General features: G+C 73.2%; 14 protein-coding genes. 7 read left to right on the top strand and 7 right to left on the bottom strand.

Annotation, left to right across the window (positions count from 1 at the left end; translation table 11 throughout):
- Positions 1-111: 111 nt before the first annotated feature.
- Both AB0D66_RS00925 and AB0D66_RS00920 read left to right on the top strand, forming a co-directional pair.
- Complete coding sequence (locus AB0D66_RS00925) at positions 112-918, top strand: alpha/beta fold hydrolase (protein ID WP_362294600.1); 807 nt, start codon at positions 112-114, stop codon at positions 916-918.
- Complete coding sequence (locus tag AB0D66_RS00920) at positions 918-1,769, top strand: metallophosphoesterase (RefSeq protein ID WP_362294597.1); 852 nt, start codon at positions 918-920, stop codon at positions 1,767-1,769. The genes AB0D66_RS00925 and AB0D66_RS00920 overlap by 1 nt, the downstream gene beginning before the upstream one ends.
- 27 nt (positions 1,770-1,796) lie before the next feature.
- Here the strand turns inward: AB0D66_RS00920 and AB0D66_RS00915 are convergent, their stop codons facing one another.
- Entirely contained in the window at positions 1,797-3,113 is a 1,317-nt protein-coding gene (locus AB0D66_RS00915; protein ID WP_362294594.1) for a LuxR C-terminal-related transcriptional regulator, read from the bottom strand.
- Positions 3,114-3,510: 397 nt separating this feature from the next.
- Between AB0D66_RS00915 and AB0D66_RS00910 the strand changes: the two genes are divergently transcribed.
- Positions 3,511-3,969 (top strand): type II 3-dehydroquinate dehydratase, encoded by a 459-nt coding sequence (locus tag AB0D66_RS00910; protein WP_362294592.1) that lies wholly within the window; start codon positions 3,511-3,513, stop codon positions 3,967-3,969.
- A gap of 133 nt (positions 3,970-4,102) precedes the next feature.
- Here the strand turns inward: AB0D66_RS00910 and AB0D66_RS00905 are convergent, their stop codons facing one another.
- Positions 4,103-4,975 carry a GNAT family N-acetyltransferase gene (locus tag AB0D66_RS00905; protein ID WP_362294590.1) on the bottom strand — a complete coding sequence of 291 codons (873 nt, stop codon included), beginning with the start codon at positions 4,973-4,975 and terminating at the stop codon, positions 4,103-4,105.
- 75 nt (positions 4,976-5,050) lie between these two features.
- Positions 5,051-5,851, bottom strand: a complete 801-nt coding sequence (locus AB0D66_RS00900) for a VOC family protein (RefSeq protein ID WP_362294587.1) — start codon at positions 5,849-5,851, stop codon at positions 5,051-5,053.
- A 174-nt stretch (positions 5,852-6,025) separates the two neighbouring features.
- On the opposite strand from AB0D66_RS00900, the gene AB0D66_RS00895 reads away from it, so the two are divergent.
- A complete protein-coding gene (locus tag AB0D66_RS00895; RefSeq protein ID WP_362294584.1) occupies positions 6,026-6,871 on the top strand; it encodes a sulfurtransferase in 846 nt (281 codons plus the stop codon).
- A 144-nt stretch (positions 6,872-7,015) separates the two neighbouring features.
- Here AB0D66_RS00895 and sepH read toward each other — a convergent pair whose 3' ends face one another.
- Entirely contained in the window at positions 7,016-8,038 is a 1,023-nt protein-coding gene (sepH, locus tag AB0D66_RS00890) for a septation protein SepH (protein ID WP_362294581.1), read from the bottom strand.
- A gap of 528 nt (positions 8,039-8,566) precedes the next feature.
- Between sepH and AB0D66_RS00885 the strand changes: the two genes are divergently transcribed.
- Positions 8,567-9,331: a hypothetical protein gene (locus tag AB0D66_RS00885; RefSeq protein WP_362294578.1), complete on the top strand. Its 765-nt coding sequence runs from the start codon at positions 8,567-8,569 to the stop codon at positions 9,329-9,331.
- Positions 9,332-9,507: 176 nt separating this feature from the next.
- Here AB0D66_RS00885 and AB0D66_RS00880 read toward each other — a convergent pair whose 3' ends face one another.
- Together AB0D66_RS00880 and AB0D66_RS00875 are read right to left on the bottom strand one after the other, a co-directional pair.
- Positions 9,508-10,833, bottom strand: a complete 1,326-nt coding sequence (locus AB0D66_RS00880) for a D-arabinono-1,4-lactone oxidase (RefSeq protein ID WP_362294575.1) — start codon at positions 10,831-10,833, stop codon at positions 9,508-9,510.
- Positions 10,787-12,040 carry an MFS transporter gene (locus tag AB0D66_RS00875; RefSeq protein WP_362294573.1) on the bottom strand — a complete coding sequence of 418 codons (1,254 nt, stop codon included), beginning with the start codon at positions 12,038-12,040 and terminating at the stop codon, positions 10,787-10,789. Before AB0D66_RS00875 ends, AB0D66_RS00880 begins: the two co-directional genes overlap by 47 nt.
- Positions 12,041-12,213: 173 nt before the next feature.
- Here AB0D66_RS00875 and AB0D66_RS00870 point away from each other — a divergent pair, with 173 nt between their 5' ends.
- Both AB0D66_RS00870 and AB0D66_RS00865 read left to right on the top strand, forming a co-directional pair.
- On the top strand, positions 12,214-13,386 hold the full coding sequence (locus tag AB0D66_RS00870; RefSeq protein WP_362294570.1) for a ferrochelatase: 1,173 nt from the start codon (positions 12,214-12,216) through the stop codon (positions 13,384-13,386).
- A gap of 9 nt (positions 13,387-13,395) precedes the next feature.
- Positions 13,396-14,196: an inositol monophosphatase family protein gene (locus AB0D66_RS00865; protein ID WP_362294940.1), complete on the top strand. Its 801-nt coding sequence runs from the start codon at positions 13,396-13,398 to the stop codon at positions 14,194-14,196.
- A 103-nt stretch (positions 14,197-14,299) separates the two neighbouring features.
- Here the strand turns inward: AB0D66_RS00865 and AB0D66_RS00860 are convergent, their stop codons facing one another.
- On the bottom strand, positions 14,300-14,479 hold the full coding sequence (locus AB0D66_RS00860) for a hypothetical protein (protein ID WP_362294567.1): 180 nt from the start codon (positions 14,477-14,479) through the stop codon (positions 14,300-14,302).
- Positions 14,480-14,538: the final 59 nt, after the last annotated feature.

The following is a 14,538-nucleotide window of genomic DNA, read 5'->3' as shown; positions in this document are numbered from 1 at the left end:
CCGAGGTCGCCGACCGGTGGCCGGCCTATCAGATCGGGGGATGTCCGGCCGGACGCCCCCTGTCCTACGCTCCTGCAGAGCAAGGGCTCTTCCCGAAAGGAACTCCTGGCCGTGCCTCAAGCAGCGGAGCAATTCGACAAGTGGGTGCGCCGGTCCCACCCGGCACCGGACAGCGGAATCCGCCTCGTCTGCCTCCCGCACGCCGGCGGATCGGCGAGCTTCTACTTCCCGATGTCCAAGGCACTCGCGCCCGCCGTGGAGGTCCTGGCCATCCAGTACCCCGGACGCCAGGACCGGCGCCACGAGCCGAACGTGCCCAGCCTTCCCGACCTGGCCGACCGGATCTTCGCGGCCGTGGGCGGGCTCGACGACAAGCCCCTGGCACTGTTCGGGCACAGCATGGGGGCCGTCCTCGCCTACGAGGTCGCGCTGCGCATGCAGGACGCCGGACTCCCCTCGCCCGTACGGCTCTTCACCTCCGGCCGGCGGGCCCCCTCCTGCGAGCGCGACGAGGGGGTCCACACGCAGTCGGACGAGCACATGGTCGCCGAGCTCCGGAAGCTGAGCGGCACCAGCGCGGCCATGCTGAACGATCCCGAACTGCTGGAAATGATCATGCCCGCGATCCGCAGCGACTACCGCGCGGTCGAGACGTACCGGTACGAGCCCGGCCGGAGGCTGGACTGCCCGGTGACGGTGATCACCGGGGACAGCGACCCCCGGGTCTCGGTCGACGAGGCAGCGGCCTGGGAGGACCACACCACCGGACCGACGGACCTCCACGTCCTGCCCGGAGGCCACTTCTACCTCGTCGAGCAGAGCACGCGGGTGGCCGCACTGCTCGCGGAGCGGCTGGACCCCCGGCGCGCCGCCCCGCCCGCGGGCAGCGGTCTCGTGGGCGCTGAGGGGAGCGGGTGATGGCCGGCGCCGCCGGCGGCAGCGGACAGCTGCTCGCCATCAGCGACCTCCACCTCAACTACGCGGAGAACCGCGCCCTGGTGGACGGGATGGCGCCCGAGTCGGAAGACGACTGGCTGCTGGTCGCCGGGGACGTGGCCGAGACCGTGGCCGACGTGCGCTGGTGTCTGAAGACCTTCGCGAGCCGCTTCCGCAAGGTCGTCTGGGTCCCCGGCAACCACGAGCTGTGGACCCACCCGAGCGACTCCGTCAGCCTGCGCGGTGTCGCACGCTACGAGCACCTGGTCGAGCTGTGCCGCGAACTGGGCGTCACCACGCCCGAGGACCCCTACCCCGTCTGGGAGGGCCCCGGCGGCCCGGTCGCCGTGGCGCCCCTGTTCCTGGGGTACGACTACTCCTTCCTGCCCGAGGGCTGCACCACCAAGGCGCAGGGGCTGGCCTACGCCCACGAGACCGGAGTCGTCTGCCAGGACGAGTACGTGCTGCACCCCGACCCCTACCCGAGCCGCGAGGCCTGGTGCCGGGCCAGGGTCGCCGAGACCGAGCGCCGGCTCGCCGAGATCCCCGAAGACCTGCCCACCGTGCTCGTCAACCACTACCCGCTCGACCGGCACCCCACGGACGTCCTGTGGTACCCGGAGTTCGCCATGTGGTGCGGCACCCGGCTCACCGCCGACTGGCACCGCCGGTTCCGCGTGGCCGCCATGGTCTACGGGCACCTCCACATCCCGCGGACCACGTACCACGAGGGCGTCCGCTTCGAGGAGGTGTCCGTGGGCTACCCCCGCGAGTGGCGCAAGCGCCCCGGCGGATCGCCCGGGAAGCTCCGCCGGATCCTGCCGGCGGAATGACCCGTGCGCATCGGCGGCCGCCCGCGGTCAGCGCGGGGGAGTGGGCTCTGCGGCCGCGTCCGAAAGACGGCTCCACGTGCGGGTCAACTCGACACGGGAAGCCACGTTCAGCTTGCGGAAGATCTTCTTCAGGTGGAACGCCACGGTGTGGCCGGAGATGAACAGGTGCTGGCCCACCTGCGAGTTGGTGAAGCCGTGGCTCACCAGCTCGGCGACGGCGGCCTCGGTCTCGGTGAGGGCGCCGGTGCTCACACCGTCCTGGCCGGCCGAGCGCGGATAGCGGCCGCGCCGCACCCCGAGCCCGCGGAGCGTGCTGACGACCCTGCGGGCATCGCGCGGCGCCCCGGCGTTCGTGTACCCCTCCACCGCCCGTTCGAGGATCTCCACCGCCCGGTCGCGTTCCCGGTCCAGGCCGGCGAGGAGGTTCCCGGCGTCTTCGAAGGCGGACGCGCCGGCCCACGGGTCCAGGTGCGACACGCCCGCGGAGACGAGGCGTTCGGGACTGCCCTCCAGCAGCGCGCGGGCGTGCACCGCGGCCGCCTCCATCGAGCGGAGCCCGGCGTTGCGCGTCGCGAGGCCGGAGGCCTCGGACGCCACCCGCTGGGCGAGGGACACGTCGCCCAGCTCGCTGGTGGCCCGCACGAGCCAGGCGGCGGCGGCCGGCTGCGAGGCCAGCAGCTCCAGGAGGAGCTGGTCGTCCGTCACGATGCCCACGATGAAGTGGGCGGCGCTCTTCGCCCCGCCCTGCACCTCCAGCAGCTGGGCCGCGGCCCACGCGTACTGACCGGGCCGGTCGGTCGTCCGGCCGAGCAGGGCGTCGTCCCGCAGCTGGTCCACGAACTCCAGGCTCGTGCTCATGTCGCCCTGCCGCAGGGCGCTCAGCGCCATCACCGTGTGCGCGTCGGGAATCAGGCAGTGCAGGCCGGCCTGCTGCGCCTTGTGCACCCCCCTGCCCACCGCGTCGACGGCGGCGGCGACGTCCCCCTGCGCGAGCGCGAGGTCTCCCGCGCACACCAGCGAGGCCGCCACCAGCGCGCCGGTCTCCCCGGCGCCGACCGTCAGCTCCTCTATCCGGGCGAGCGAACGGGCGGCGGCCACCAACTCGCGGACTCGGACCAGCAGCGCGGAATGCCAGATCGTGGCCGGCCCTCTGCAGGCCCCGGCGCACGCGGGGTGCCCCTGGCTCGCCGACTCCGACAGGCGCAGCGCCTCCGTGAGATCGCCGCGGGACCAGGCGGAGAAGGAGCGGGCGGAGAGCCGGACGGTCTCGCACGAGGCGCTGTCGCACGCCCGCATGGCGGAGAAGGCGGGCGGCAGCTCCAACCGGAAGAGAGAATCGAGCATCACGTCTCCTGTCAGGGGATCATCATTCACGCCGCGTCGTTCCGTGGGGGCACCGGCAGATTCCTCGGCGGAGCCTAGGCGGCGGGTACTCAGGAACTCCTCGAGAGACGATCGGAGTTGACCGCAGGAACACCGTTTCCGGACAGTGCGCGGGGCATGGCCGGACCCTGCCGGACGCGTCCGCGCCAGGGTGCCCACAGGTCGCCCTCCCCGCCGGGCGGACCGGGCGGGCCGGACGATCTCCAGAGCGGTCCGAGCCGGCTTCGAGCAGGGGTGGGGCGGTTCCTCGAGCACGCCGACCGGAACTATCAGTTCTGATGATGGCGCCGGGCCGGCGGCGCGGACAGCATGGACCTGATCCGGAGTTCGCCGGCGGTGTGAAGAGCGAGGTGTCCCCTTGAGTGCCGTACTTCTCTTGAACGGTCCCAACCTGGGAATTCTGGGACGGCGCGAGCCGGAGATATACGGCACCGACACGCTGTCCGACATAGAGAAGGCGGTCGCCGAAGAGGTGGGCGTCAGGGGATGGGACGTGATCTCCGTCCAGCACGACTCGGAGGGCGACCTCGTCCGGGCCGTCCACGAGCACAACGACACCACGGTCGGCGCCATCGTCAATCCCGGTGCGCTGATGATCGCCGGATGGAGCCTGCGCGACGCCCTGGCGAGCTATTCACCGCCCTGGGTCGAGGTACACCTCAGCAACATCTGGGCCCGCGAACAGTTCCGGCACGAATCGGTGATCGCCCCGCTGGCCGGCGGGGTCGTGGTCGGCCTCGGCTCCTTCGGCTACCGGCTGGCCGCCAAGGCGCTCCTGCACCTCTCCGAGGCGGCCGCCCCCGGGCGCCAGGGCTGATCCCGCCACCGGCCACGACGCCCTTCGGTGCAGCCGACCATCATCGAACCCCGACCTGCCCCATGCCCTCGAAGGGCGTTCGGGCAAGCCGGGGCCAGCGACGCGACGGAGCCTGTCCGATACCGCTGCCTGATCATTTTGAGGCAGCTCGGCTGACGTCCAGCCGTTCGGGCGACGGCTCGTATCCGGCTGCCCGGTAGGCGGCGACGGCGGCAGCGTTCGAGGTCGGGGTGCTGACGAGTGCGCTTGATGCACCCATTTCACGCAGCGCCGCCGCAGCGGCGACGCTGATCGCCGTCCCGTGGCCGCGACCGCGGTGGTCGGCGTGCACGCCCACCGGCTCCAGCAGGCCGGGCCTTCCGGGCCCGGCCGACCAGACCGTCGCCGCGGCCACCGCGTTGTCCTGGTCGTCGTAGCCGATCAGGCATCGGGCGTCGGCATAGACCGGCCCGGCTGCGAGCACGTGCCACGTCTCCTCGGTGAACGCCGGGCTGCTGAACGCCGAGCGGTGCACTGCGGTCCGCACCCCCGCCGTCTGCGGACCGGCAACCTCGATCCGCAGGCCGGAGTCCTTCACCGGCTCGGCGAGGTCGTGGCGCAGCGGCGTCCACGGCTCGTCCGGAATCCAGCCCGCCTCCAAGAGCACCTCGCGGAGCAGGGCGCCGTCGGGGATTTCGAGGCCGACCTTCCCGGGCGGCAGGACTCCGCGCTCCGGATCATCGAGGTCCGCCAGCAGCCGGCGCGCCAGATCGCCGTCCTGTCGCAGATCCGGCGCGGTCGTCAGGCGCAGCAGATCAGGGTCGTCCAGGTATCCGACGGCGATGATCCGTCCGTCCACGCTCCAGGTGCGGACCGCGGCGGCCAGCCTCCGCGCGCCCAGCGCCCAGGCCCAGCCGAGATCTCCCGGATGGAGTTGCAGCGGCGTGCGGTCGTCCTGCCATACGCGCAGGGCGTCCACGACCCCGGTCAGCCCATCGACGCCGGGCTCGTTCAGAACGATCGTCATGTCCCGCATCCCACACCATCGCGGCGACCGGCCGCGCCTGGTTTCGCTCAGCCTGTCAGACCGACTGGACCCGCCCTAGGCCGGCCCCGTCCGCGTACGGGACCGGACGAGTGCGAAGACCGCGCCCTCCGGGTCCGCGACCGTGGCCACCCTGCCGGTGAGGCCCTCGCGGGGCGGCTCCAGGATCCGGCCGCCCAGGTCGCGGACCCGGGCCGCCGCCGCGTCGGTGTCCTCGACCTCGAAGTACGCCATCCAGTGCGGGCCCCGGTCGTGCGGCAGCGACCGGCCCACGCCGTGCACGGCGGCCACCGGGCGGCCCTCCAGGAGCAGCGTCACGTAGTCGAAGTCGTCCGAGGCCGTCGAGTGGGTCTGCGGCTCGTGGCCGAAGACGTGCTCGTAGAACTTGCCGACCGTCGAGGTGTCCTGGGTGACGAGCTCGTTCCACACGGGAGTGCCCGCGGCGCCGTGCAGCCGGGTCCCCATGTGGCTCTGCGCCTGCCACAGCCCGAAGATCGCCCCCAGCGGGTCGGAACAGATCGCCACGCGGCCCGCGATGCCCGCGTCCAGCGGGCCCACCGCGACCGTGCCGCCGCAGGAGCGGATCGTCTCGGCCGTCGCGTCGGCGTCGTCCGTGGCCAGGTACGTGGTCCAGGCGACCGGAAGATGGCGGTCCGGCGGCATCTCGCCGATGCCGGCCACCTCGCGCCCGCCCAACAGGGCCCGGACGTACGGCCCGAGCTGCTCGGGGCCCGGCTCGTACTCCCAGCCGAACAGGTCGGCGTAGAAGTCCTCGGTGGTCCCGAGGCCGTGCACCATGAGGCTCACCCAGCACGGGGTACCGGGCGTGCGCCGTGTTGCCTTAGCTGCCTCGGTCATGTCAACCGTCTCCTCCGTCGTGCCGTTGCCGCTGCTGATGCTTCCACTCCGGGAGGCCCGCCGCGCCCCGACCCGGCCGCACTTTCGGGGCCCGGGAGGAGATGACCGGATCGGTGCGCCCCGCTGGTGACGGGCTTGTTACGCGGGTGTGGGGCGGGGAGGAAGATGGCCCGTATGACTGCGACCACGCCGATCCTCTCCCCTGCCGAACTCATGAACGAGCTGGCCGGTTCCCGGCCTCCCGTGCTGCTGGACATCCGCTGGCAGCTGGGCGGCCCCGACCAGCGACCCGCATACGAGGCCGGGCACCTGCCCGGCGCGGTGTACGTCGACCTCGACCGCGAACTGGCTGGTCCGGCCGGGTCGGGCGGACGTCACCCGCTGCCGGACCCGGAGGCCTTCGGGACCGTGATGCGGCGGGCCGGGGTCTCGGCGGGAGTGCCGGTGGTCGTGTACGACGGCGGGCAGGGCTGGGCGGCCGCCCGGGCCTGGTGGCTGTTGCGCTGGACGGGTCACGAGGACGTACGGGTCCTGGACGGCGGCCTGGCGGCGTGGACGTCAGCGGGGGGTGACGTGTCGGCCGAGCGGGTGATTCCCCACGAGGGCGATTTCAAGCCAAATCCGGGAGCCGTCGGGCTGCTGGACGCGGACGGAGCGGCCGCGCGGGCCCGGGCCGGGGTGCTCCTGGACGCGCGGGCGGGGGAGCGGTACCGCGGGGAGGTCGAGCCGATCGACCCGGTCGGCGGCCACATCCCGGGTGCGCTCTCGGCCCCGACCGCCGAGAACGTGGGTCCGGACGGCCGCTTCCTGCCGGCCGACGTCCTGCGGGCACGCTTCGCCGCGCTCGGTGCGTCGGGCGGCTCCCCGGTGGGCGTGTACTGCGGCTCGGGGGTGTCCGGCGCCCACGAGGTGCTGGCGCTGGAGGTCGCGGGCATCGCCTCCGACCTGTACGCGGGCAGCTGGTCGGAGTGGTCCTGCGACCCGGCCCGCCCGGTGGCCACGGGCCCGGCGCCGCAGTAGGCGGAACCCGTTCGCCCGGGGGAGCCGGCCGTCCTGCGCCGGGCCCCGGCCCGCGGGCGTCCTCCTGCTGACTCATGACCGCTGCCCGGCAGGTGCACCGCCGGGCCGGTCCCGCCCCGGACCCGGGGCGGGACCGGCCGTCGGCTACTCCTGCTTCTTGCGCCGGGTGCCGAAGACGATCTCGTCCCAGCTGGGCACCGCCGCCCGGCGCCCGGGGCGGACGCCGTCCGCCTCGGCCTGCCGGTCCGTGGTTCCCGTCAGCCGGTCGCGGTGGCCCGCCACCGTCCGCGGCATCAGGACGTCGGCGTACGCGGAGCCCGCGCCCGCCGAGGCGGCCGGAGCCGGGGGTTCCGCGGCCTCGTCCTCCGCCGGCGGCACCTCGGTGGTCCGCTCGGGGACCACCATGTCGCCGCGGAAGCTCGGGACCGCCTCCAGCAGGCTGGTCAGCGTGTCCCGCTCCTCCTCCGGGTCCGGTGCGGGCGGCGGGGTCGGCCGTTCCAACTGACGGTCGAGGGCGCGGTCCAGCGGCCGGTCGCGCGGCAGCCGCGCGATCCTCGGCACGAAGGGGAAGCTGGGCTCCGGCGTGGCGGGCAGGTCGTCGGACTCGCCGATCAGCGAGCGCGCCTCGTCGTCCACCGCCACGACGAGCCGGCGCGGCGGGTCGTAGGTCCAGCTCGCCGAGTGCGGCTCACCCGCGACCAGGTAGACGAGGAGGACCTCCCAGGTGCCGTCGTCGCGGCGCCAGGAGTCCCACTGGACGGACTCCTTCTCGGCCCCGCGCAGGCTGAGCCGCTCCTGCACGGCCTCGCCGAGCTGGGGTCCGGTGTTCTCGCCGGGCCGGCGCACGGGGGTCTTGCGGGCGCGCTCGGCCATGAACGCGCGCTCGGCGAGCACCGGGCCCTCGAAGCGGCGTACGCGGTCGACGGGGATGCCGGCGAGTTGAGCGACCTCCTCCGCGGAGGCACCGGCCCGTATGCGGGCCTGGATGTCGCGGGGGCGGAGGTGGCTCTCCACCTCGATCTCGATCTGGTTCAGGCGCGCGCGGTCGTTGCGCACGGCAGCCCGCAGCCGTTCGTCGATCGGAAGCGTGTACTCCGTGCTGTCCCCAGCCTTGAGCACCAGTCGTGTGCCGTCATTTGAGACGGCCACGACACGCAGTTCGGGCATGGGGACCTCCCGGGTGGTGCCTGCCGACGTCACGTGCGTCGCTGCTTCCGCTAGTCGAGTGTGGCCTGCCCGGGTGCAGCCTGCCACAACCTTGCCGAGTTAAACCGGCGTGTCGGGCATGCGCCCTTGATCGCCGTTATGGCACGGTTACCTGTTGGGCACGCACAGTGACCGAACGATTACTGTGCGCAGCAGGCGCCCGTGCGATACCGCGGCATCACCGGTCTTTGAGCGCCGTTTTCCATCAACCGGCCCCCTCTCCCGAGTCCGGACATCCGTAAGGAAGGACGGCCCCAGGGCTCGTCACAGTACTCCATTCGGGCCACCTGGGTGGACCGCCGCGCCGCCGAACTTCTCCCGGACGGCGGGAGTTGGCCTGCCCTCCGGCGGGCCCCACCTGCACCCGTGCCCGTTTCCAGGTGTCTTGCTTCACATAATCCACAGAAACGGAACTAATCGTTTCGCTCGGGTGTCAGTAACTCCTGAAGGGTTCCGGCGCGGGAGAGGCAGGACACACAGGGGATGGCGATGGGTCAGAACTCGGCGCACGACGTCGAACCGGAGAAGAAGAAGCTCGACCTGAGCGCCGCTCAGGTGGCCGGCAGCTCGCTCGCCACCGTCGCGGCGGCCCTCCTCGCCTCGCAGATGGGGGTCTACGGGACCATCCTGGGCGCCGGTGTGGTCAGCGTCGTCGCCACCGCCGGCGGACCCGTCATCCAGCACTTCTTCCGGCGCACCGGCGACCAGATCCGCGAGACCGCCCGCCCCAGGGGCCGCCAGGTGCCGCTGCCCGAGGAGGCCGTGCCCTCCGGGGAGTTCGGCGAGGCCACCGTGCACGGCACCCGGGTGAGGGGCTGGAAGCGCACGGCGGTCGCCTCCGGGCTGGCCTTCGCCATCGCCATCGGCGGGATCGGCCTGTACGAGACCCTCACCGGCGAGTCGGTCAGCCGCGACGACCGCACCGTGCTGTCCGGCGGGACGGCGAAGGCCCGGAACCACACGCCCGAGACACCGCCCCAACCCCCCGGCGGGGGCAGGCAGGGCGACGGCGAGCCGGGCGGGGACGGGAAGGGGGACAAGGGGGACAAGGGGGACAAGGGCGAGGCCACTCCCCGGAGCTCCCCGGAGCCGTCGCACTCGCCCGGCGGCGGCGCCTCACCCGACCCGAGCCCGTCCCGGCCGGTGGACCCGGCGCCCAGCCCGTCCCCCTCGCAGCCCACCCCGCCGCCCCGGCCCACGCCCCCGCCGGCCCCGAGCACGCAGCCTTCGGCGAAGGGCTCCGCCACTCCCTGACCCGGGGCGCCCTGCCTAGTGCTGTGACCGCAAAGGTTCACCGGGTCGCGACGCCCGGCACGGCACCTCGCTGCGTTGTCGGACCGCGCACGTACGTCCAGTACGAGCCGTGGCCCTCCGCCTTGCGATGCACCGCACCGGACGCCGCGCCCCGGCAAACCTTTCCGGCCACAGCACTAGTCGCCCAGGACCCGCCGCAGGTAGTCGTTGCCGAACACCCGGTCCGGGTCCAGCCGGTCGCGCAGCGCGGTGAACTCGGCGAACCGCGGGTAGATCCCGGCGAAGTACTCCGCGTCCCGCGTGTGCACCTTGCCCCAGTGCGGGCGGCCCCCGTGCGCGGTGAAGATGCGCTCGGCCGCCGTGAAGTAGGCCTGGTACGGCGTGCCCCGGTACATGTGCACCGCGATGTACGCCGTCTCGCGGCCGGAGGCCGTCGACAGCGTGATGTCGTCCGCCGGGGCCGTGCGCACCTCGACCGGGAAGCTGACGCGCAGCCCGGAGCGGTCGACCATCGCCCGCAGCTCCCGCAGCGCCCCGACCACCTGCTCGCGCGGGAGCGCGTACTCCATCTCCACGAACCGGACCCGGCGCGGACTGGTGAACACCTTGTACGGGATGTCCGTGTACGTGCGCGCCGACAGGGCCCGGCTGGCCACGCGGGCTATGGCGGGGATGGTGGCCGGGACCGCGCGGCCCAGCGAGTTCACCGCCTGGAAGACGCCGTTGGACAGCAGCTCGTCCTCGATCCACGCGCTCACCGGCCCGGGCGGGGCCGCGGGGCCCTGGCTGCGGTTGTTCCGCTTGGTGTTGCAGTTGCCGGTGTGCGGGAACCAGTAGAACTCGAAGTGCTCGTTCTCCGCGAAGTGCTGGTCGAACTCGGCGGTCACCCGGTCGAAGCCCATGGGTTCCTCACGAGCGGTCAGGAAGAAGACCGGTTCCACGGCGAGGGTGAGCGAGGTGACGATGCCGAGGGCCCCGATGCCGATCCGGGCCGCCGCGAAGACCTCGGGGTTCTCCTTCTCGGAGCACGTGAGCAGCCCGCCGTCGGCGGTGACCAGCTCCAGGCCGCGGATCTGGGCGGCGAGGGAGGCCGAGTCGCGGCCGGTGCCGTGGGTGCCCGTGCTGGTGGCGCCGGCGACCGTCTGCTCCATGATGTCGCCCATGTTCGTGAGCGACAGGCCCTCCTTGGCCAGCGCCACGTTCAGGTCCTTGAGGACCGTGCCGGCCGCCACCGTGACGGTCCCGGCGGCCCGGTCGACCGACCGGATCCCGGCCAGCGCCTGGGGCCGTACCAGCACCCCGTCGGTCGCGGCGGCCGCGGTGAAGGAGTGGCCGGTGCCGACCGCCTTCACCCGCAGGCCCTGTTCGGCGGCCCGGCGGACCGCCTCCTGGAGCTCCCCGACCGAGGCCGGGGTCACCGTGCGCGCGGGCGTGGCGGTGACGTTGCCCGCCCAGTTACGCCACGCGGTCTGGCTGTTCTGCCCTGCTGTCGCCGTCCCCATCGGTAGCTGGCTCCTCCCCTTGCGCCGGCTTCGTCAGCCGGCGGTATCCCGCGAACGCCACCGCTGCCGCGGCCACCCCCGACGCGATGGAGACGACGAACCCGCGCTGCGCGCCCGCCGCGTCGATGACCAGACCGGCCGCCGACGAGCCGACCGCGACGCCGACCGCGAGGCCGGTGCTGATCCAGGTCATGCCCTCGGTCAGCTTCGCGCGTGAGACGTGCGCCTCGATCAGGGCCATCGTGGTGATCATCGTGGGAGCGATGGCGAGGCCCGAGACGAAGAGCGCCACGGCCAGAAACGGAAGGTTCCCGGCCAGTAGGAGGGGGATCATACTCACGGCCATCGCGCATACGCCCAGTACCCACCGGAGTTCGGCCCGGCCCTTGAGGTGGAGCAGGCCGAAGACGATTCCGGCGATACAGGACCCCGCCGCCCAGATCGCCAGGATGAAGCTGGCCCAGGACTTGTGCCCCTGCTCCTCGGCGAAGGCCAGGGTGGACACGTCGATGGAGCCGAAGATCGCGCCGGTGGCCACGAAGGTGAGCGTCAGCACCTGGAGGCCGGGGGAGCGCAGGGCCGAGGTGCGGTCCCCGCCCTCGCTGCGCGGGTGGGGCGCGGGCTCTGTCGAGCGCTGCGCGGTGAGCAGCCAGACGCCCACCAGCAGGAAGACGGCGGCGATCAGCGGACCGGCCTCGGGGAACCAGGTGGTGGACAGGCCGATGGCGATGATCGGGCCGAAGATGAAGCACACCTCGTCGACCACGGACTCCAGGGAGTACGCCGTGTGCAGCTCGCGCGGCGAGTCCTGGTAGATCACCGTCCACCGGGCGCGGATCATCGAGCCGACGCTCGGCACGCAGCCGGCGATCGCGGCGAACAGGAAGAGGGTCCAGTCGGGCCACCCGTTCGCGGCCGCGACCAGCAGTGCGGCGACCGACACCACGGAGATCAGGGTGGCGGGGCGCAGGACCCGCCGCTGCCCGTACTGGTCGACCAGCCGCGAGACCTGCGGGCCGATCACGGCGGCGGCCAGCGCGAGGGTGCCGGTCAGGGCGCTCGCCATCGCGTAGCGGCCGGTGATCTCGGAGATCATCGTGAGGATGCCGACCCCGACCATGGAGATCGGGAGGCGGCCTATGAGGCCGGCAGCGCTGAACCCCCAGGTGCCGGGGGCGGCGAAGAGGGCGCGATAGGGACTGGGCAAGGGTTCTCCGTAAGGAACGTCATCGGCCCATACAGGTTACGACTGACGACCAGGCGCCCGCACGGGGAAAAGCTCCCGACGTGGGAACTTAGGTTCACCTTACCTCCCCTGTGCGCGCGGTCCGGGGCCGGGCCGATTCCCGCGCGCGCAAGCCGGGTGGCAGGATTCGACGCATGTCAGACCAGCTCCGCGCCGACGCCCAGCCCAGGGCCGAAGGCCTCGCCGCCCCGTACGACGCCCTCCTGCTGCTCTCCTTCGGGGGGCCCGAGGGACCCGACGACGTCGTGCCGTTCCTGGAGAACGTCACGCGAGGGCGCGGGATCCCGCGCGAGCGGCTCGAGGAGGTCGGGCAGCACTACTTCAACTTCGGCGGGGTCAGCCCGATCAACGCGCAGAACCGCGCGCTGCTGGACGCCCTGCGCAAGGACTTCGCCGAGCACGGGCTGGACCTGCCGGTCTACTGGGGCAACCGCAACTGGGCCCCGTACCTCACGGACGTGATGCGGGAGATGGCCGCCGACGGCCGCCGCCGCATCGCCGTCCTCGCGACCAGCGCGTACGCCTCGTACTCGGGCTGCCGGCAGTACCGCGAGAACCTCGCCGACGCCCTGGCCGCCCTCGCCGAGGAGGGCGTGGAGCCGCCGCGCGTGGACAAGCTGCGGCACTACTTCAACCACCCCGGCTTCGTGAACCCCATGATCGAGGGGGTGCTGGCCGCGCTCGCCGGCCTGCCCGCGGACGTCCGGGACGGCGCCCACCTCGCCTTCACCACCCACTCCATCCCCACGGCCGCCGCGGACGCCTCCGGCCCCGTGGAGGACCACACCGAGGGCGGTGAGGGCGGCGCCTACGTCAAGCAGCACCTCGACGTCGCCCGCGTGATCGCCGACGAGGTGGCCGCGCGGACCGGTCTCGCGCACCCCTGGCAGCTCGTCTACCAGTCCCGCAGCGGCGCCCCGCACATCCCGTGGCTGGAGCCGGACATCTGCGACCACCTGGAGGTCCTGCACGCCGAGGGCGCGCCCGCCGTGGTCATGGTGCCCATCGGCTTCGTCTCCGACCACATGGAGGTCCTCTACGACCTCGACTCCGAGGCCACCGCCAAGGCGGCCGAACTGGGCCTGCCCGTCGCGCGCTCCGCGACGGTCGGCGCCGACCCCGCTTTCGCCGGCGCGGTACGGGAACTCGTACGGGAGCGCGCCGCCCGGGAGCGCGGGGACGCGGTCGAGGAGTGCTGGGTGGGCAGACTGGGGCAGAGCCACGACCTGTGCGCCGTGGGCTGCTGCCCGGGGCGCACCCCCCGGCCGGCCGCCGCGGGCGCCGACAGCCCGTACGCGGAGGGATGAGGGACCTTGATCTCCGATGACCTGAAGGCCGAACTGCTGGACGTGGGCCTGGAGGCCGCCCGCCAGGCCGGGGCCCTGCTGCGCGACGGCAGGCCCGCCGACCTGGCGGTGGCGGCGACGAAGACCAGCCCCATCGACGTGGTGACCGAGATGGACATCGCGGCCGAGAAGCTGATCACCGGCATCCTCGCCGAACGGCGGCCCGAGGACGGCCTCCTCGGCGAGGAGGGCGCGAACGCCCCCGGCACGAGCGGCGTGCGGTGGGTCGTCGACCCCCTGGACGGGACCGTGAACTACCTCTACGGCCTGCCCAGCTGGGGCGTGTCCATCGCGGCCGAGTACGGGGGAGAGACCGTCGTGGGCGTCGTGGCGGCCCCGATGCGCGGGGAGACCTACCACGCGGTGCTCGGCGGCGGGGCCTGGCTGGGCGCGGTGCGCCTGGCCTGCCGGTCGGCGGCGCCGCTGGACCAGGCCCTGCTCGGGACCGGTTTCGCGTACGTCCAGACCCGGCGGGCCCACCAGGCCGAGGTCGTGGCGCGGATCATCCCCGTGGTGCGGGACATCCGGCGGGGCGGCTCGGCGGCGCTGGACCTGTGCGACGTGGCCGCCGGGCGGCTCGACGGGTACTACGAGCGCGGGCTGAACCCCTGGGACCTGGCGGCGGGCGACCTGATCGCGCGGGAGGCCGGCGCCCTGACCGGCGGCCGGCCGGGGGAGCCGGCCTCGGGCGAGCTCGCGCTCGCCGCGAGCCCCGCGGTGTTCGCCTCGCTGCAGCCGCTGCTGGACGGGGCGGGGGCCTGGCACGACTGACCGGATGCCGGCCGCCGGCCCGCGCCGGCCCCGTGCGGCCCGCGCATGAGTGAACCCCGGCCGCCTGGGGGCGGCCGGGGTTCGGGCTTGCGGAGGCTTCGGGTCAGCAGGCGGGCACGGAGACCGAGACCGGAACACCGTGCTCGGCGGCGAGGCGCTGGAGGTCCTCCAGCTCCGCCTGTTCCACTTCCGCGAGGAAGTCGTCGCCCGCCTCGCGGGCCTGCCTGAGGTCCGACTGCGTGGCCCTGATGCGCTGCAGGAGACCCGCGGTGAATGCGTCCATGGTGGGTTCGCCCCCTCTTCGTGGGTCGGCGGCGGCACGTGGCAGTCCGCCGTCAGGGA

The organism is Streptomyces sp. NPDC048270 (assembly GCF_040652335.1).
Lineage (GTDB): Bacteria > Actinomycetota > Actinomycetes > Streptomycetales > Streptomycetaceae > Streptomyces.
This window is presented reverse-complemented; position numbering and strand designations above follow the sequence as displayed.